The organism is Faecalicoccus sp. LCP19S3_E2, from assembly GCF_052121255.1.
Classification (GTDB): Bacteria; Bacillota_I; Bacilli_A; order Erysipelotrichales; family Erysipelotrichaceae; genus Faecalicoccus.
The window spans coordinates 72,265-87,957 of sequence record NZ_JBQKEP010000006.1 but is presented as its reverse complement, the minus strand read 5'-3'; the positions used below and the strand labels follow the sequence as shown (position 1 = coordinate 87,957).

At 41.1% G+C, this 15,693-nt stretch carries 21 protein-coding genes and 3 pseudogenes; 22 read left to right on the top strand and 2 right to left on the bottom strand.

Translation table 11 applies throughout. From position 1 onward, the window contains the following. The 13 genes and pseudogenes from dhaL to ACTQX6_RS07225 all read left to right on the top strand — a co-directional run bounded on the left by dhaL (window position 1) and on the right by ACTQX6_RS07225 (window position 9,420). Entirely contained in the window at window positions 1–642 is a 642-nt protein-coding gene (gene dhaL, locus ACTQX6_RS07285; protein ID WP_272007615.1) for a dihydroxyacetone kinase subunit DhaL, read from the top strand. Between the two features lie 396 nt (window positions 643–1,038). After that, on the top strand, window positions 1,039–1,320 hold the full coding sequence (locus ACTQX6_RS07280; RefSeq protein WP_141604759.1) for a CD1845 family protein: 282 nt from the start codon (window positions 1,039–1,041) through the stop codon (window positions 1,318–1,320). A gap of 87 nt (window positions 1,321–1,407) precedes the next feature. Continuing rightward, window positions 1,408–2,187, top strand: a complete 780-nt coding sequence (locus tag ACTQX6_RS07275; RefSeq protein ID WP_441657389.1) for a replication initiator protein A — start codon at window positions 1,408–1,410, stop codon at window positions 2,185–2,187. Next, window positions 2,184–3,035 carry an ATP-binding protein gene (locus ACTQX6_RS07270; protein ID WP_141604757.1) on the top strand — a complete coding sequence of 284 codons (852 nt, stop codon included), beginning with the start codon at window positions 2,184–2,186 and terminating at the stop codon, window positions 3,033–3,035. The genes ACTQX6_RS07275 and ACTQX6_RS07270 overlap by 4 nt, the downstream gene beginning before the upstream one ends. Next, the gene (locus tag ACTQX6_RS07265) at window positions 3,032–3,517 is read left to right on the top strand and encodes a PcfB family protein (protein ID WP_004819983.1); all 486 of its coding nucleotides are present in this window, start codon (window positions 3,032–3,034) and stop codon (window positions 3,515–3,517) included. Before ACTQX6_RS07270 ends, ACTQX6_RS07265 begins: the two co-directional genes overlap by 4 nt. Further along, a pseudogene (locus tag ACTQX6_RS07260) lies at window positions 3,514–4,278 on the top strand (type IV secretory system conjugative DNA transfer family protein); the annotation flags it as partial. The gene ACTQX6_RS07265 and the pseudogene ACTQX6_RS07260, both read left to right, overlap by 4 nt. Before the next feature lie 692 nt (window positions 4,279–4,970). After that, window positions 4,971–6,878 carry a group II intron reverse transcriptase/maturase gene (gene ltrA, locus ACTQX6_RS07255; RefSeq protein WP_441657388.1) on the top strand — a complete coding sequence of 636 codons (1,908 nt, stop codon included), beginning with the start codon at window positions 4,971–4,973 and terminating at the stop codon, window positions 6,876–6,878. Window positions 6,879–6,906: 28 nt separating this feature from the next. Beyond that, window positions 6,907–7,062, top strand: a complete 156-nt coding sequence (locus tag ACTQX6_RS07250) for a hypothetical protein (protein WP_441657387.1) — start codon at window positions 6,907–6,909, stop codon at window positions 7,060–7,062. Then, window positions 7,013–8,038: pseudogene (locus ACTQX6_RS07245) on the top strand (VirD4-like conjugal transfer protein, CD1115 family); the annotation flags it as partial. The gene ACTQX6_RS07250 and the pseudogene ACTQX6_RS07245, both read left to right, overlap by 50 nt. Before the next feature lie 163 nt (window positions 8,039–8,201). After that, the gene (locus ACTQX6_RS07240) at window positions 8,202–8,513 is read left to right on the top strand and encodes a single-stranded DNA-binding protein (protein ID WP_141604754.1); all 312 of its coding nucleotides are present in this window, start codon (window positions 8,202–8,204) and stop codon (window positions 8,511–8,513) included. 3 nt (window positions 8,514–8,516) lie between these two features. Beyond that, a complete protein-coding gene (locus ACTQX6_RS07235) occupies window positions 8,517–8,675 on the top strand; it encodes a Maff2 family mobile element protein (RefSeq protein WP_441657386.1) in 159 nt (52 codons plus the stop codon). A 135-nt stretch (window positions 8,676–8,810) separates the two neighbouring features. After that, window positions 8,811–9,083: a helix-turn-helix domain-containing protein gene (locus ACTQX6_RS07230; protein ID WP_022621317.1), complete on the top strand. Its 273-nt coding sequence runs from the start codon at window positions 8,811–8,813 to the stop codon at window positions 9,081–9,083. Next, window positions 9,043–9,420 (top strand): TnpV protein, encoded by a 378-nt coding sequence (locus tag ACTQX6_RS07225; RefSeq protein ID WP_046921242.1) that lies wholly within the window; start codon window positions 9,043–9,045, stop codon window positions 9,418–9,420. The genes ACTQX6_RS07230 and ACTQX6_RS07225 overlap by 41 nt, the downstream gene beginning before the upstream one ends. A 39-nt stretch (window positions 9,421–9,459) precedes the next feature. On the opposite strand, the gene ACTQX6_RS07220 is transcribed toward ACTQX6_RS07225, so the two are convergent. Then, window positions 9,460–9,786 carry a helix-turn-helix domain-containing protein gene (locus ACTQX6_RS07220; protein ID WP_044478901.1) on the bottom strand — a complete coding sequence of 109 codons (327 nt, stop codon included), beginning with the start codon at window positions 9,784–9,786 and terminating at the stop codon, window positions 9,460–9,462. Between the two features lie 139 nt (window positions 9,787–9,925). On the opposite strand from ACTQX6_RS07220, the gene ACTQX6_RS07215 reads away from it, so the two are divergent. The 5 genes from ACTQX6_RS07215 to ACTQX6_RS07195 all read left to right on the top strand — a co-directional run bounded on the left by ACTQX6_RS07215 (window position 9,926) and on the right by ACTQX6_RS07195 (window position 12,773). Next, on the top strand, window positions 9,926–10,114 hold the full coding sequence (locus ACTQX6_RS07215; protein ID WP_046921241.1) for a hypothetical protein: 189 nt from the start codon (window positions 9,926–9,928) through the stop codon (window positions 10,112–10,114). Beyond that, the gene (locus ACTQX6_RS07210; protein ID WP_046921240.1) at window positions 10,096–10,290 is read left to right on the top strand and encodes a SymE family type I addiction module toxin; all 195 of its coding nucleotides are present in this window, start codon (window positions 10,096–10,098) and stop codon (window positions 10,288–10,290) included. The genes ACTQX6_RS07215 and ACTQX6_RS07210 overlap by 19 nt, the downstream gene beginning before the upstream one ends. 106 nt (window positions 10,291–10,396) lie before the next feature. Further along, the gene (locus tag ACTQX6_RS07205) at window positions 10,397–10,543 is read left to right on the top strand and encodes a hypothetical protein (protein WP_191979432.1); all 147 of its coding nucleotides are present in this window, start codon (window positions 10,397–10,399) and stop codon (window positions 10,541–10,543) included. A 44-nt stretch (window positions 10,544–10,587) separates the two neighbouring features. Next, window positions 10,588–12,093, top strand: coding sequence for a MarR family transcriptional regulator (locus tag ACTQX6_RS07200; RefSeq protein ID WP_046921239.1), 1,506 nt, complete (start codon window positions 10,588–10,590; stop codon window positions 12,091–12,093). A 59-nt stretch (window positions 12,094–12,152) separates the two neighbouring features. Then, window positions 12,153–12,773: a class I SAM-dependent methyltransferase gene (locus ACTQX6_RS07195; RefSeq protein ID WP_046921238.1), complete on the top strand. Its 621-nt coding sequence runs from the start codon at window positions 12,153–12,155 to the stop codon at window positions 12,771–12,773. 100 nt (window positions 12,774–12,873) lie between these two features. On the opposite strand, the gene ACTQX6_RS07190 is transcribed toward ACTQX6_RS07195, so the two are convergent. Continuing rightward, window positions 12,874–13,797 (bottom strand): helix-turn-helix domain-containing protein, encoded by a 924-nt coding sequence (locus ACTQX6_RS07190; protein ID WP_441657709.1) that lies wholly within the window; start codon window positions 13,795–13,797, stop codon window positions 12,874–12,876. Between the two features lie 415 nt (window positions 13,798–14,212). Between ACTQX6_RS07190 and ACTQX6_RS07185 the strand changes: the two are divergent. The 4 genes and pseudogenes from ACTQX6_RS07185 to ACTQX6_RS07170 all read left to right on the top strand — a co-directional run bounded on the left by ACTQX6_RS07185 (window position 14,213) and on the right by ACTQX6_RS07170 (window position 15,529). Beyond that, window positions 14,213–14,403, top strand: a pseudogene (locus tag ACTQX6_RS07185) (hypothetical protein). Further along, complete coding sequence (locus ACTQX6_RS07180) at window positions 14,393–14,731, top strand: MarR family transcriptional regulator (protein ID WP_044478897.1); 339 nt, start codon at window positions 14,393–14,395, stop codon at window positions 14,729–14,731. Before ACTQX6_RS07185 ends, ACTQX6_RS07180 begins: the two are co-directional and overlap by 11 nt. Further along, complete coding sequence (locus ACTQX6_RS07175) at window positions 14,724–15,017, top strand: DUF3847 domain-containing protein (RefSeq protein WP_044478895.1); 294 nt, start codon at window positions 14,724–14,726, stop codon at window positions 15,015–15,017. Before ACTQX6_RS07180 ends, ACTQX6_RS07175 begins: the two co-directional genes overlap by 8 nt. Continuing rightward, window positions 15,014–15,529, top strand: coding sequence for a DUF5720 family protein (locus ACTQX6_RS07170; protein ID WP_441657385.1), 516 nt, complete (start codon window positions 15,014–15,016; stop codon window positions 15,527–15,529). The genes ACTQX6_RS07175 and ACTQX6_RS07170 overlap by 4 nt, the downstream gene beginning before the upstream one ends. Window positions 15,530–15,693: the final 164 nt, after the last annotated feature.

The following is a 15,693-nucleotide window of genomic DNA, read 5'->3' as shown; positions in this document are numbered from 1 at the left end:
ATGGAATATGTATTAAATGAAGATAATGCTTGTATTGTAAAAGAAATTATACAGGCCATTCACAACAACTCGGTATATTTAAGCGAAATTGATGGTGAGACCGGAGACGGTGATCATGGAGTCAACATGAATAAGGGCTTTTTAATGGCTGATGTAAGAATCAAAGAAGATGATAGTTTTTCGGAGGCTTTGAAAAAGTTAGGAAAGACATTGGTGATGGACATCGGAGGCAGCATGGGGCCTATTTATGGGACATTCTTTTCAAAATTAAGTCGAACATTGAAAACAGAGGAAAAGATAGATGCCAAGCTTTTTGAAGAAGCTTTAAAAAATGCAGAAGAAGGATTAATGAATCTGGCTGGTGCAAAACCCGGAGATAAAACTTTGGTGGATACCATTGTTCCTGCCTATGAATCATTCAAAGAAGCCCAGGAAGCTGGTAAAGGCTTTAAAGAATGTCTGGAAGCTTTAAAAATAGGAGCTGAACAGGGAAAAGAAAGTACAAGAGATATGGTTGCTAAATTAGGAAGAGCCTCCAGACTTGGAGAAAGAAGTAAGGGACACCTTGATGCAGGTGCTACTTCTTGTTGTATTATTCTTCAAATCATGGCAGATGGAATGATCAAGAGAATGGTGGAATAATGTTTTTGTCGAGAGGTCACAAAATGTGTGGCCTTTTTATTGGTTGGTGAGTTTCTGAATAGTCTAAGGATTATTCTAAACTTTAATGAAAAAATAAAGAAAAAGAGCCTCCTTACAAATTCGTATGTGGTCCGAAAACTACAACGAAAGATGTAAGGAGGTCTTTTATGTCACAGTATACTGATGACTTACACAGTTTATCACATACGAAATGGGCTTGAGATATAATAGGGATACAGAGAAAAAAGCTTGATAATTCGGGGCTTTCAGCACTGTATCCCTATTTTAAGAATCATAGAAATATAATAAAATATTGTAAAAGGAGGCTTCTATGAGAGCGAAAAATATTTCAAGTCAATATATAACTCCTTCTGCTTACAAAGAAGGTGAGAATAAATGAGATGGGTAATAAAAATAATATTGTTTCCAATCAGTTTGCTGCTGAGTATCCTCACAGCCTTTCTGACATTTATACTTGGCATAGGAACAACTATTCTGTATTTCTTAATGCTGATGTGTATAGTTGCTGCAATAGGATCATTTATGCAAAAAGATATATCACTTGGCATTGAAGCATTAGTATTAGGATTTTTGTTAAGTCCTTATGGAATACCGATGGTTGGAGCAGCCGTTATAGCATTCATTCAAGGAATCAATGAAGCAATAAAATCAATCTAAAAAAATTCATAAAAATGGTTACCAAAGGCGATAGATAAAAACTATCGTCTTTTTCTTCGCCAATTTTTAAGGAAGGGAGGTGAAGCGATGGACTTTGACTATTTCTATAACAGAGAAGCGGAAAGGTTTAATTTCTTAAAAGTACCGGAGATATTGGTTGATGGAGAAGAATTTAAAGGATTATCCGCTGAAGCAATTATCCTTTATTCAATGCTTCTTAAACGAACAGGAATGTCTTTTAAGAATAACTGGATAGACAAAGATGGCAGAGTATTTATCTATTTCACAGTTGAAGAAATTATGAAAAGAAGAAATATCTCAAAGCCAACTGCCATAAAAACATTAGATGAGTTAGATAGTAAAAAAGGAATTGGACTGATTGAACGGGTAAGACTTGGTCTTGGCAAACCGAATATCATTTATGTCAAAGATTTTATGAGCGTATTTCAGGTAAAAGAAAATGACTTTCAGAAGTTAAAAAATTTTACTTCAGAAGTAAAAGATGTTGACCTCAGAAGTAAAGAAAATGAACTTCAGGAAGTTAAAAATCTTGACTGTAACTATATAGAGAATAATAAGAGTAAGTATAGTAAGAGAGAATATAGTTTTAGTGAAAACGGGCTTGGAACATTTCAAAATGTGTTTTTAGCTGCTGAAGATATATCCGATTTACAAATCATAATGAACTCACAACTTGAAAATTACATTGAACGCTTGTCGGCATATATCAAAAGTACCGGCAAGACATATAAAGACCATAAGGCAACAATCCTTTCTTGGTTTTATAAAGATCAGGGAAGAAGCAAAGAAGTGAAAATATCAAATATCCCTACATGGGAAGAATATGATAAAGGAGAACACCTATGATGAAAGAATTAGAAAAAGTAATGATAGAGGATGTAGAGTATTCTTACGATCCTGAAAAAGAATATATCAAAGACGGACACGCCTTTTGTAAAGTCTGCCATGAAAGAAAAGATGGAAAAGTGATGGAGTTCTTTGATAACAAGATGATATTTAAGATTTCTTGCAAATGCGATAGAGATAGAGAGGCAAGAGAAAAAGAAAGACAAAAGCAGATGGAAATTGAACGATTAAAGAGTAGCTGCTTTAACTCGATTATTCAGTGGTCATACACCTTTGAAAATTATCAGGGAGAAGAAAATCAAAGCTTTATCATTGCTAAAAACTTTGTCAAAGACTATGAGGAGATGAAAAAGGAAAATATCGGACTTCTCTTTTATGGCTCGGTAGGAAGTGGAAAGACCTATCTTGCCTGCTCCATTGCAAATAGCCTTATTGAACAGTATCAAATAGGCGTTAAAATAAGAAATTTTGCACAGATTATCAATGAGCTGCAAAAGGGAGGATTTGATTTTGATAAGAACGCATATATTGAATCTCTTGTAAATACTTCCGTTCTTATCTTGGATGACTTGGGAATAGAAAGAGATACAAGCTATGCTAAAGAGCAGGTATATAACATTGTCAACAACAGGTACTTAAAACAGAAACCGACTATCTTTACCACTAACCTTTCCTACGACACAATCCAAAACTGTAAAGACAGCGTGAAATATCAGAGAATCTATTCAAGGATTATAGAGATGTGTATTCCTGTTATGGTTGTAGGAGAGGATTTTAGAAAAATCATTCAAAGGGATAAGTTGAATCGGAATAAGGACAGATTGCTGAATGGAGGTGAGAGAACTTGATTAATGAAGAAATAGCAAGAAAAACGCTGAATATGGAAGTTAAAGCTGCTAAAGTAACAGGAAAGCTAATTCTGAACTTGTTAAAGAAATTGATGAAAGAAGCAGAAAAACTTGGGGGACTTGAAAAACTTGTAAATAGCAACGGAAATGAAGTAAAGCTCAAAGATATGGTAAAGAAAGGTCAGCTTGAAGAAATTCCGGTTGAAGAAGCGGAGCTTAAGGAACTGAAAAAAGAACTTAATCGGTATGGTGTTAAGTTTTCAGTGATGAAGGATAAGGAAACAGGAAAATACTCTGTATTCTTTCAAGCGAAAGACATGAAAGTGATGGATAAAGCCTTTAAGCACGCATTAGCACAGTCTGAAAAGAAAACGGAAAGGAAAGAATCTATTCACAAGAATATTGAGAAGTTTAAGGAAATGGCTAAGAACTCTGTTTCCAAAGATAAAGTCAAGAATAAACAAAAGGAGCAGAGCCTATGATAGATAAAATATTAAAGGACATCAAAGGCTTATTTAAGGTGCAGGATAAGGCAAAGTTTCTAAAGCAAAACATTCCCTATCTTGCATTTTTCTATTTAGGAAACATCTTTGCCCATCATGTGAGAAGCTATACCGGTGGTGATGTCATAGATAAAATCTTTCAGGGAATATTAGAACTTAATACCATGAGTTTTCTTCCAAGCATTCATCCGGTGGATGTAATCATAGGAGTCGGAGTGGCTGTACTGATTAAATTTATTGTCTATACCAAAGGTAAAAATGCTAAAAAGTTTAGACAGGGGAAAGAGTATGGCTCAGCAAGATGGGGAAATAAGAAAGATATTGAGCCATACATGGATGAAAAGTTTCAAAACAATATCTTGCTTACCCAGACAGAACGCCTAACTATGAATGGTAGACCGGCTAATCCAAAGTATGCTCGTAACAAAAATGTACTTGTAATCGGTGGATCAGGAAGTGGTAAGACAAGATTTTATGTCAAACCTAACCTTATGCAGATGCACTCGTCATATTGCGTAACTGATCCGAAAGGAACGATAGTCCTTGAGTGCGGTAAGATGCTTGAAGATAACGGATATGAGATAAAAATCCTAAATACCATCAACTTCAAAAAGAGCATGAAATACAATCCTTTTGCCTATATCCGTTCTGAGAAAGATATTCTGAAATTGGTGCAGACAATCATTGCCAATACTAAAGGTGAGGGAGAAAAAGCAGGTGAGGATTTTTGGGTCAGTGCGACTTGTTCGTAGGCGGTAAAAAGCCTACGCATAAACTGTTAGTGGTTTATGAACTGATAATTCGATAGGTGGAATGACGGGGTAACGCCCTGAAACGCCTAGTCTTGATGGACATGCGTCGATTGTAAAGGTTGGGGTGTGAAGCTCCGTGACAAAGGCTGAGAGTAGCCGTAAGGAACTGCCATAAGTTCTACGAAAGTGTCCCAGAGGTGGGATGTGCTACCTATAAGCCGAGACTCTATAAAATATCTATGGTTAGAATGTTTGCCTTGGCGGGCAAGCTGACGAATCTGCGAATGTACGGTTCTATAAGAAGACCATGTAGAAATACATGGGTACGTTAAAGCGTAGTTGGTGTGGTTTAGTAGAAATTTACCCTCCGAACAACCATATTGTGTTACAGGCACAATCATAGCCAACAGGACTATGGCAAGAGACCTAAGGATATATATGCACAGATAGAATTATCGGAACAAGGAAAGGTAACGGGTCTTCAAAAGAAGATTTTCTGACGAAGAACAATAAGCAGATTAACCGTTGCTGAAAGGTTGAGACCGAACCGTTGATAGCTCCTGTAATAGGAGAAGTAGGAATGGTCTCTAGTCGGTTGTAATAAACAGGCATTATTCAGTCCGAGATAAGGATTCGAGTAAGACCAAAAGGGTCACTTTCAAAAAAGGAGGTGATGCCTTATGCCAAAGAAAAGTAAAAATCTATGTGTAGATGATCTAAGACATGCTGAATATTATGGTATGCAAGAAACTTTTGATGAACTCTATCAAAAGAGTAAAAATGGCAAAGTGTTCAAAAACCTAATGGATTTGATTCTTAGCCAGAACAACATCTTACTTGCCTACAGAAATATCAAAGCAAATGGAGGAAGCTACACAGCAGGAACAGACGGAAAAAACATCACGGATATTGGGAGCAAATCTCCTGATGAGGTGGTGGAGAAAGTGAAGTTTATTGTCACAGGGAGTAAGCACGGGTACAGAACAAAATCTGTAAGGCGTAAAGATATCCCAAAGCCAAACGGAAAAACACGACCGTTAGGTATTCCGTGTATATGGGACAGGCTGATACAACAATGTATTAAGCAAATATTAGAACCCATATGTGAAGCAAAGTTCAGTAACAATAGCTATGGTTTCCGACCAAATCGTTCGGTGGAACATGCTATCAATCGAACTTATACCATGTTGCAGAGAATGAACTTGCACTATGTGATTGAGTTTGACATCAAAGGATTCTTTGACAATGTAAATCACAGCAAGCTAATTAAACAAATGTGGTCGCTTGGAATACAAGACAAAAGACTGATTTTCGTCATAAAGCGGATACTGAAAGCGACAATTAAAATGCCTGACGGCTCACTTATAGAACCGCATAAAGGCACACCGCAAGGTGGAATCATATCGCCACTACTTGCCAACATTGTTCTAAACGAACTTGATTGGTGGGTAGCAAGTCAATGGGAAGAAAATCCCATAGCGGTAAGTCGTGGAAGGTACAGAATCATTGGAAAAACAGAAGTGTTTGACAAAAGCCATGGATATAGGCTGATGAAAAATACAAATCTAAAGGAAATGCACATCATCAGATATGCAGATGATTTTAGGATATTCTGTCGAACCAAAGAAGAAGCTGTAAAGACAAAGGAAGCCGTTACAAAGTGGATTGAAGAAAGGCTTAAACTTGAAGTATCACCTGAAAAGACAAGGATTGTGAATACTCGTAAGAGATGGTCTGAGTTTTTAGGGTTCAAGATTAGGGTTAGGTCGAAAAGCCATAAATATGTGGTGCAATCAGCAATCTGTGACAAAAAGGTTGAAATTGAAACAGATAAGTTAGTGGAACAGGCAAAGAACATCGCCAAACCAAGGGAAACGAAAAGCTGTCTTTCAGAAATTCAGCTGTTCAATTCCATGGTGTTGGGGATTCAAAATTATTATCAGCTTGCCACCTGTATCAGTATTGATTGCAGAAATATCCACAGGCGAATTATGACCGTTTTAACCAATAGGCTTAATACGGAAAAGGGTTGTATGTTAAAACGTGACGGTGGTACTGTCATAGAAGCGGAAAAAGAGAGATTTGGCAATTCCAAAATGATTCGATATGTTTCAGGAATTGACCAGATGATTTATCCAATTGCATACATTAAAAATAAGATACCGATGGCTAAAAAGTCGGCAGTTTGTAGTTATACTTCCGATGGTCGGGAACTGATTCATACTGAACTTAATATAAATAAAGCAATTATGAAGGGTTTAAGAGAACAGCTCCCTAAAAGCCACAGTACAGAATACTATGATTGCAGAATATCATTATTTTCTGCACAAAAAGGGAAATGTGCTGTTAGTGGAGAAGAGTTTATAAATGTAGAAGACATAGTCACTTGGCTAAAAACACCTAAAAAATTAGGTGGATACGAACGCTACAAAAACATGACTTTGATTCACAAGAAGTATCAATCATTATTAGATGAACAGCCCCTATCTGAACTAAAAGCCTTAACTAAACAACTTAAAACCACTAAAAAGATGATGATTAAAATTAATAGTCTGCGAGAGCAGGCAGGTCTGTTAGCAATAGAATAATACAAAATTTTATTTGGTGACTGATTAAATGTTTGTGAAAACAATCGATGGGACGCCGGATGCGGTGAAAGTCGCATGTCCGGTGTTAGTCGGGGGAAAAGCTGGAGATTATATCAAAGGCTTACCTATCGAAACAAGCGGAGAAGCTCTACTATACAGCACTTATCGGATATATCTTCTATGAAGCTCCAAGAGAAGAAAAGAACTTTGCAACACTCCTCGATATGATAGACGCTTCCGAAGTCAGAGAAGATGACGAAACCTATATGAATCCGATAGATAGGCTCTTTGAAGCACTTGAAAAGAAAGAACCTACACACTTTGCAGTAAAGCAATATAAAAAATATAAATTGGCTGCGGGAAAAACAGCGAAATCTATCCTTATAAGCTGCGGTGCAAGGCTTGCCCCATTTGATATTCAGGAGCTAAGAGACTTGATGAAAGAAGATGAACTGGAGCTTGATACACTGGGAGATAGAAAGACAGCACTCTTTGTTATTATCTCCGATACCGATGATACCTTTAACTTTGTAGTGTCTATTATGTATTCACAGTTATTTAATCTGCTTTGCGATAAGGCGGATGATGTATATGGTGGCAGACTTCCTGTTCATGTAAGATTCCTCCTTGATGAGTTTGCAAACATCGGCTTAATTCCAAAGTTTGAGAAACTTATAGCAACAATCCGAAGTAGAGAGATTTCAGCGAGTATTATCTTACAGGCACAATCTCAGCTAAAGGCGATATATAAGGATAATGCCGATACCATTGTGGGTAATTGTGATAGTACCTTATTTTTAGGAGGAAAAGAAAAAACAACATTAAAAGAGCTTTCCGAAACGCTTGGTAAGGAAACCATAGATTTTTACAATACATCGGAAACAAGGAGCAATCAAAAGAGCTTTGGACTTAACTATCAAAAAACAGGCAAAGAGCTGATGAGTCAGGATGAGATTACGGTCATGGATGGTGGAAAATGTATCTTTCAGCTTAGAGGTGTCAGACCTTTTCTTTCAGATAAGTACGATATTACAAAGCACAAGAACTATAAGCTGCTTGAGGACTATGATAAGAAAAATTTATTTGATATAGAAAGCTACATGAAACGGAAAGGAAAAGCAAAACTGAATAGGGAAACAGTTATTACAAGAATGCAGTAAGTCTACAAAATAGATTTGCTGCTTTTTTATGCAAAAGTAAGGAGGCAAGATGATAAGGATCAGAAGTCCCACTGAGTAAAAAACTAAATAGTATGAGTATAGCGATTGGAAAAGTAATACTTCCGGTCGCTTTTTTTATTGAAATGAAAAGGAGAAATTTTTAATGAAGCAAGAAATGATTAACATCAATGCCAACTTAGTGGCAGAACCTACTTTCTCAAGTTTTGAAAAAGAGGGTGAAGAAGTAGAAGTTGTAAACTTTACGCTTGTAAAGAAGTACGGTAAAGGCAAGGGGTACATCAATTGTGCAGCCTATGGAGAAAAAGCGGATAAAGCAAAGGACTTTGAAAAGGGCGATTTGATTCATGTATTCGGCTACTTTAAGAAGCGTGAAAAAGAGGGAAAGACTTACAAAAATTTTGTAGTGAAGTCATACAACAAGATTGAAAAGAAAGAAGAAAATGAGGAGGAATAAATTATGGAATTTTTCGCACAGGCAGTAAATGTATTAAAGATTTTAGTTATGGCAGTAGGTGCAGGACTTGGAGCATGGGGCGTTATTAACCTGATGGAGGGATATGGTAATGACAATCCCGGAGCGAAATCTCAGGGCATAAAGCAGGTCATGGCTAATTAGAGGTAATCAAAAGAGGAAAGGAAAAGCACAATCCAGACGGAACCGGCGATATCGTCAAGAAATATTTGTGGATTAGCAAGAAACCTGATATAATGGGGGCAAGCGCCCATCCGGGGCAGAAAGGCAGGGAGAAAAATGCACATCAGCTACAAACCGCTCTGGCACACGCTGATAGAGCGAAACATGAGGAAAGAAGATTTAAGGCTTGCCGCTGGCCTAACCACAAATATGATTGCCAATATGGGCAAAGAAGGAAAACACATCAGCATGGACACGCTGGCACGAATCTGCGAAACGCTGGATTGTGGCATTATGGACGTGATTGAACTGGCCAGTGACGAGCCTTCCGCCACAAGAGGGAACGATAATGGAAAAACTGAAAGAAAGAATCACAGAGAACGGCATTGATTATATTCTGGTAGGCGATTATTATATCCCGGACTTGAAGCTGCCGGAGGAAGACCGCCCTATCGGACATTATGGGCGGCTGCACCGGGAATATCTGAAACAGGAACATCCGGCATGGTACAGTTCCCTTATCCTAACAGGGAAATTATGGACGTACCTTGCCGACCTGAACGAGCAGGCGGAGGAACGGCTTGACTTAATCATAGAGCAGATGAAAGCCACCGAGGGAGTGACCGAGGAACTGAAAGCCCGGAACCAGCTTGAATGGGTAGGGCGGATGAACAATATCCGAAACCGGGCAGAGGAAATCATAAAAAGCGAATTGATTTATATTTGATTGGATATGCAAAGGCCAGCCGATTACCGGCTGGTCTTTCTAATCTTCCCTGCGCTCCAATACCGCCCGAATCATGGCAGCGGCGATTTCCTGCTGGCTGGGCGAAGTGCTTTCCCACAACTCTGCCAGTTCCCGTATATCACTGACCTCATTATCTCCCAGCGCATCCCGCAGCAGATAATCCGGGGAAATTTTCAGTGCGTTGCAGATATTGATAAATACAGGCAGGCTGGGAACCTTTGTCCCGCCTTCAATCTGCCGGAGATAGGTTGCGTTTATACTGCATAATTCTGAAAGCCTGTCAGCCGTGAATCCCCGGTCTTTCCTCACCATGTTGATACGTTTGCCCAATCCTTTTGTTTCCATAATGCCCACCCATTTCATAAGCTATTAGCATTTATTTTGTTCACTTTTAGACTACATCACACATAGGGATTGCAATAGCTTCTAAAAGACTATATAATATTAGCCAATAGACTATAAGCTATGAAAGGGGAACAACAGAATGAAACTGAATTATTTTAGGGACAAACTTTTTGATTTACTGAACGACAGCGAAGGGATGGGGATTGCCGACCTGAACGCAGACGAGCAGAACAGCCTGCTCACTGTCAGGACAGAGGATGGGGATGTATTTGAAATCGTATGCCGGCAGGCGGCGGGGAAGGAGGACGGATGGACGACCGTAAACTGACCGTTTATAATGGGCGAGGTGCTTTCAAAAAATCGCCGCCGCAGATTCTTTTACAGGGAAACTGGCTGGAACAGGCCGGTTTTTCCGCTGGGGATAAAATTACCGTGAAATGCCAGCAAGGGCGGCTTGTTATCACGAAGAATGAGCCGGAATCAGATACCGAAGCGGAAAGTTGACAAACATAGAGGTTTTGAATGAATTTTTGAGGAAGCCTATTCCATCTGGAAGGACATTGTAATATAATAAAGCCAGAAAAATCGGGAGTTGTGGAGGTAATTATCAATGAGAAATGTTTACGATAATAGTGAATTTTTTGCCGCATATGCGGAAATGGGAAGAAGCAAAGACGGTCTGAAAGCTGCTGGAGAGTGGCATCAGTTGCAACCGTTATTCCCTAACCCGGATAAACCGGAAAAGTCTATTTTGTAGTTCCCCCTTTTGTGTTATTCTAAAGAAAAAGGGGGATTTCTATTATGTTACTTACAGATAAATACGCTGATAAAATTTATGGCATCATTACCTGTTATGATCGCATGATCATCCAGGGATACATCCCAAACTGGAGCCATGCTGATGCAATGACCACATATATGAAGACCAACGACATCCGCATTTTTGATTATTCTGATTTCTCACAGCCCCTTACAGAGCAGGTTCGGCAGAATGCGGATAGGATTGCTTCGGAAAACGGGATTGAAATTGAGTTCATACGCAAACTCCATGCTTTCCGCAAAGATGACCGTATCCAGAAGATCATTTCTGAAACCGGAAAAACAGAAGGCCTCGTCCATATCTTTTCTGCCATGGAATGCTGCAATACTTACAGACCATGGCATGATAAAACAACAGGGAAGACTTTCTTAAAGTTCGATCAGAGCAAATGTCTCCATTACTATTTTTATTTTATTGACAAAGAACTTGGCCTCTGCTATCTGCGCGTCCCAACATGGCCGCCTTTCCGCCTTCAATTTTATATGAACGGGCATAACCTTCTTGCCCATAAACTGGACAGGAAGCAGATTAGTTACCGTATGCACGACAACGCCTTTCTGGAAATTTCCGATATAGAAACGGCCCAGAAGCTTTCCGACCGGATTAACCCGGAAGATCTCCACAAGGTTCTGGATGTCTTTGCCAAACGTTACAGCCCTGTCCCTGAGTCCCTTGGGCTTGGCTATACATGGACGGTCCAACAGATTGAATGTGCAACGGATATCATGTTCAAAAAGCCTGAATATCTGGAACCCCTTTACGATGAAATCATCCGCACTGCGATATTTACGGTAAAGCCAGATGATATCGCCACATTCCTCGGACAGCGTATCACTTATAACTGTATCAAAGAAATCGGAACTAACTATAACCAGCGTATTCCCGGTACGAGAATCAAACACCATATGGGTGATGTATCCATTAAAATGTATGATAAATTCGGCTGTGTCCTGCGGATTGAAAGTACCTGCAATGACATCAGCACATTCCGTGTGGAGCGTGAAGTTCAGCACAAAGATGGAACTGCCAGCGTTCAGAAAGCGCCTTTGAAAAAGAGTATCTACAGCCTGTACCATCTGTTCGCAATCCTGAAATCTGCGAACCTCCGCTATCTTGAATTTATTTCATCTTTTGATGACCACAGCAGCGGAAAAAAGAAGCTGGATGAAGTCAGCCGCCCGCAAAAGGAGAAGGAACGTTCTTACCGTGGATTTAACTTTTTTGATTCCCGCGATCTGTCCATCCTGGAAGCCATCAGCAGAGGGGAATACATGGCCTTTGGTATGCAGGGGAAAAATATCCGTGAACATCTTCCTGAAATCACGCCGTCTGCGATGACAAGGATTTTTAAACGGCTCAGGCTTCATGGTCTGATTGAAAAAATACCCGGTTCTTATAAATATCTGATCACTGCCCTTGGCAAAGAAATCATTGCGGCCGGTTTAAATGTAAAGAATCTGATCCTTGTTCCAGCGTTGGCGTCTTAAACTAATGCTAATTTGCTATGGGTGAAATTTTGCCATTTTGCGTAGAAAATCATTCATAAGTGCCTAAATTACAGGGAAAAAAAGTTTTGGATTTAGGATGTGGTTACGGTTGGCATTGCAAATATGCCGCACAAATGGGAGCTACTGAAATTCTTGGTATTGATAGTAGTCAAAAAATGATTGCAAAAGCAGTAGCTGATAACTCTGATGACAAAATCAAGTATAAAGTTTGCGGTGTTGAAGAATACATTTATCCTGAAAATACTTATGACCTAGTTGTTTCTAACCTGGTACTGCACTATATCGAAAATTTAGCTAATGTTTATCAAAAGGTGTATTGCACATTAAAAGTAGGTGGGTATTTCCTATTCAATATTGAACATCCGACTTTCACCGCAGGTGTTAATGAGGATTGGATTTATGATGAAAATGGGAAACCTAAATATTGGCCAATCGACAATTACTATTACACAGGCGAAAGAGAAACCAATTTTCTTGGTCAACGAGTAATTAAACAGCACCACACATTAACGCAGATATTGAATCCACTTATAAAATGTGGTTTTCAAATTGAGGCTATTGAGGAAGCAATGCCTCCGGCAGATATGATGGATATGCCGGGAATGTGTGATGAAATGCGTAGACCTATGATGTTGTTGGTTAAGGTTAAAAAGGTTTAATAAACAACTTCCAGTTTATCAAGCCACGTTCTCAACTAAATACCACCAGCACAAAACCGCTGCCACATGGAAACATACACAACCATGCAACAGCGGTTTTTTATTTCCGTTTTTTTCTCTGGCCGACATAGCTTTTGAAGAATTTCGATTTTTCAAGGATATGTACAAGTTGCCGGAACTCCACATCAGACAGCTTGTTATAATTGATACCCAGCCGCTTGCAGTAAAGCGCAGCCTGTTTTTCAAGAGGGCTTCCCTTGAAATTTGCAACATCCTCTAAGTCCTGTTTCAATTCTTCGGCAATGGTAGTCGGTGGCGCACTCTCACTGTCAGACTTGTGTGCAGCACGAATATCATGGACGATTACGCTTATATCATCCTGTATCATGTGGCTGAAATATTCGTCATCCTCAATGTGTGCGGCCTGTAAAATCCGCAGGTACGGGTCATCTTCTCCGGGGCGGTAGCGTTCTATAATTTCATGCCGGACAGTATCGACAAGGGAGTTGAGGTTCTGAATCTGCATGGAAGCAATCCCATCCACATAAACCTCAATATCAGCCAAAAACTTTATAAAGTCCTTGTGGGTGGCAAGTTCGCACAGCAGACGGTTGTTAATCCGGCCACTTTTCAGAAGCGCAACCATTTCGTCATTCAAATGCAATTCTGTTAAAGGCGTGTTGACCTGCTCCCTGTTTTCTGTCCGGCATAACAGATAATCAATGGACACTCCATAGAAATCCGCCAGCGTGATAAGGTTGCCATGATTGATTTCTTTATTGTCCTTAGATTCATAGCTGGCAAGGGCAGATTTTGAAATCTTTGTCAGTTGTGCCAGTTCTTCCAGATTTAATCCTTTTTCCTTGCGTAAATCCCAAAGGCGTTCCTGTATGGTAGTCGCTCCTTTCATGTGCGCACGCTCCTTTCCAGCGGCTGCTTCCCTGCCGCCTGACTGGATTATACCATACTTTCCACAATCGTGGAAATTTCCGATATTTGCCCTTAATTCCTTTTTTGTGGACATACGGCACAAGGCTCAAAAATGTTCTATGATACAGGTAGTTCATCGATGGATTATTCCAATCGAATGACCGGCCTGTATGGGATATGCTCCCCGGCGATGTAGCGCAACGACTTCCGTCAGGGAAACGGAGGAACCCTGACCGCAACGAGCGTACCAAGGAGAGCGAAACGCCGCCAAAGACGGGGGCAGGAACGACAGCAGAGGGAACCGGCAAAATGAACACCGAAACGATACCGAAACACAACAATTTCACGGGGCATAGTCTGCCCTGCCCGTAATACTAAGGGGGATTTTGGGGCGGCTCTGCGGCTGTATTTCCCCTGAAAATCGCCCCGAAACGATACACAAAAAACCACTATCCGCCCATTCCGGCTGTTACTGCTGAATCGGGCGGTTTTTCTATGAAGGAGGCATTATGCCGAGAATGTCAAAAAAACGGAAGAAAGAGCTTGCTTTTTTCCTGAATGACCGGGGCGCAGAAGCTACAACGGACTCTGCCGGAAATGCCAGCATGAGTGCAAGCAGAGTTTCCGGGCTGTCATGATTGACTGCCCCCGTTACCTATCCAAACGAGCCAAAAGGAGGACACCACCCAATGAATTGTGAATTTATGATAGCCAGTACACCCCTGCCGCCCTGTATGCCGCTCCCAAAGGCAATGCTCCGACTTCCGGTCAGCAATACAGCAAAAGTCATGTACGCCCGCCTGCTGGATGAAATCCTGACAAGGGGAACCGAGGACAGCAACGGGATTCTGTTTATCCGCTTCCCCGTCATGGAGATAGCGGCTGCGCTTTCCCGAAGCCCTCAGACCTGCAAGCGTTCCCTGAACGAGCTGGAACAGGCCGGGATGATCATGCGTGTCCGTCAGGGAATCGGGGAGGTCAGCCACATCTATATCCTGCTCCCCAGGGAGGATGCTGCCCATGAATGAGAAGCTGGAAAAACTGAATCAGGAGATTGAAAAGACCGAAGCAAGGCTGCGGCGGGCGCAGCATAAGGAGAAAATGCTGGAACACCAGATAAAGACACTGAACCGGAAGGAACGGACGCACCGGCTCTGCACCAGAGGGGCAATGCTGGAAAGCCATCTCCCCCACCCGGAATCCGTGACGGACGAGCAGGTCAGCACCATCTTGAAGGTACTGTTCCACCGGGGCGACACGAAGCGGCTTGTGGCACAGGTTCTTACCGAAAACCGGAAGGAGGACACGGAATGAAATTTTCAAAAAGCGAGCTGGATATTATCTACCAGTATGCCGCACCGACCAAGGCGGAAACCCTTGCGGGCATGAAAGAAATCGTGCCGGTGATAAAGGACTTACTGACAAAGGCAATCGTGGAGAACGCCATCCGAAAACTGGAAAAGATACCGGAGCCGGAGTGCAGCCGGTTTGTTGCCGCCACAAAAGCCCGGTTCCTTGCAGAGCGTGACAATTCCATCCGCCAGCGGCTTGCGGCGGCAAAGGCACAGGAGCCGATTTTGCAGGGGCATGACCTGTCAGGAAAGGAACGGTTCCACCCGGAAACCCGGCACATGATTACGCTGGAAGTACAGAAGCAGTGCTTTGTCGGTTTTAAGGGGGAGCGGTTCCGTTTCTTCCTTTCCGATGAAGGCTACCGGAACGCAAAGCGCAGCGAGCAGGAAGGGGAAATCAAGATAAAAAGCCATGCCGCCGTTGTCGCCGGGAATCTCTATCCTGACAAGAAGCCCCGACAGCAGGAACGATAAAAAAGACTGTTCCAGAATCAAAGTGCGCCGGGCGCGTCTTGATTTTTGAAGGGAAGTTTTAACGTGGACGAGCTGGGCGCGTTCACGTTGACAGCTTTCGAAGTGACAAGCTGGAAAATCCCCCTCTGAAAGAGGGCGCAATTATACACCACTTCGGGAAGTGG

Coding starts and splice junctions, on each gene's coding strand:
- dhaL (WP_272007615.1), top strand. CDS start 1: ATGGAATATGTATTAAATGAAGATAATGCTTGTATTGTAAAAGAAATT.
- ACTQX6_RS07280 (WP_141604759.1), top strand. CDS start 1,039: ATGAGATGGGTAATAAAAATAATATTGTTTCCAATCAGTTTGCTGCTG.
- ACTQX6_RS07275 (WP_441657389.1), top strand. CDS start 1,408: ATGGACTTTGACTATTTCTATAACAGAGAAGCGGAAAGGTTTAATTTC.
- ACTQX6_RS07270 (WP_141604757.1), top strand. CDS start 2,184: ATGATGAAAGAATTAGAAAAAGTAATGATAGAGGATGTAGAGTATTCT.
- ltrA (WP_441657388.1), top strand. CDS start 4,971: ATGCCAAAGAAAAGTAAAAATCTATGTGTAGATGATCTAAGACATGCT.
- ACTQX6_RS07250 (WP_441657387.1), top strand. CDS start 6,907: ATGTTTGTGAAAACAATCGATGGGACGCCGGATGCGGTGAAAGTCGCA.
- ACTQX6_RS07240 (WP_141604754.1), top strand. CDS start 8,202: ATGAAGCAAGAAATGATTAACATCAATGCCAACTTAGTGGCAGAACCT.
- ACTQX6_RS07235 (WP_441657386.1), top strand. CDS start 8,517: ATGGAATTTTTCGCACAGGCAGTAAATGTATTAAAGATTTTAGTTATG.
- ACTQX6_RS07230 (WP_022621317.1), top strand. CDS start 8,811: ATGCACATCAGCTACAAACCGCTCTGGCACACGCTGATAGAGCGAAAC.
- ACTQX6_RS07225 (WP_046921242.1), top strand. CDS start 9,043: ATGGAAAAACTGAAAGAAAGAATCACAGAGAACGGCATTGATTATATT.
- ACTQX6_RS07220 (WP_044478901.1), bottom strand. CDS start 9,786: ATGGAAACAAAAGGATTGGGCAAACGTATCAACATGGTGAGGAAAGAC.
- ACTQX6_RS07215 (WP_046921241.1), top strand. CDS start 9,926: ATGAAACTGAATTATTTTAGGGACAAACTTTTTGATTTACTGAACGAC.
- ACTQX6_RS07210 (WP_046921240.1), top strand. CDS start 10,096: ATGGACGACCGTAAACTGACCGTTTATAATGGGCGAGGTGCTTTCAAA.
- ACTQX6_RS07205 (WP_191979432.1), top strand. CDS start 10,397: ATGAGAAATGTTTACGATAATAGTGAATTTTTTGCCGCATATGCGGAA.
- ACTQX6_RS07200 (WP_046921239.1), top strand. CDS start 10,588: ATGTTACTTACAGATAAATACGCTGATAAAATTTATGGCATCATTACC.
- ACTQX6_RS07190 (WP_441657709.1), bottom strand. CDS start 13,797: ATGTCCACAAAAAAGGAATTAAGGGCAAATATCGGAAATTTCCACGAT.
- ACTQX6_RS07180 (WP_044478897.1), top strand. CDS start 14,393: ATGAATTGTGAATTTATGATAGCCAGTACACCCCTGCCGCCCTGTATG.
- ACTQX6_RS07175 (WP_044478895.1), top strand. CDS start 14,724: ATGAATGAGAAGCTGGAAAAACTGAATCAGGAGATTGAAAAGACCGAA.
- ACTQX6_RS07170 (WP_441657385.1), top strand. CDS start 15,014: ATGAAATTTTCAAAAAGCGAGCTGGATATTATCTACCAGTATGCCGCA.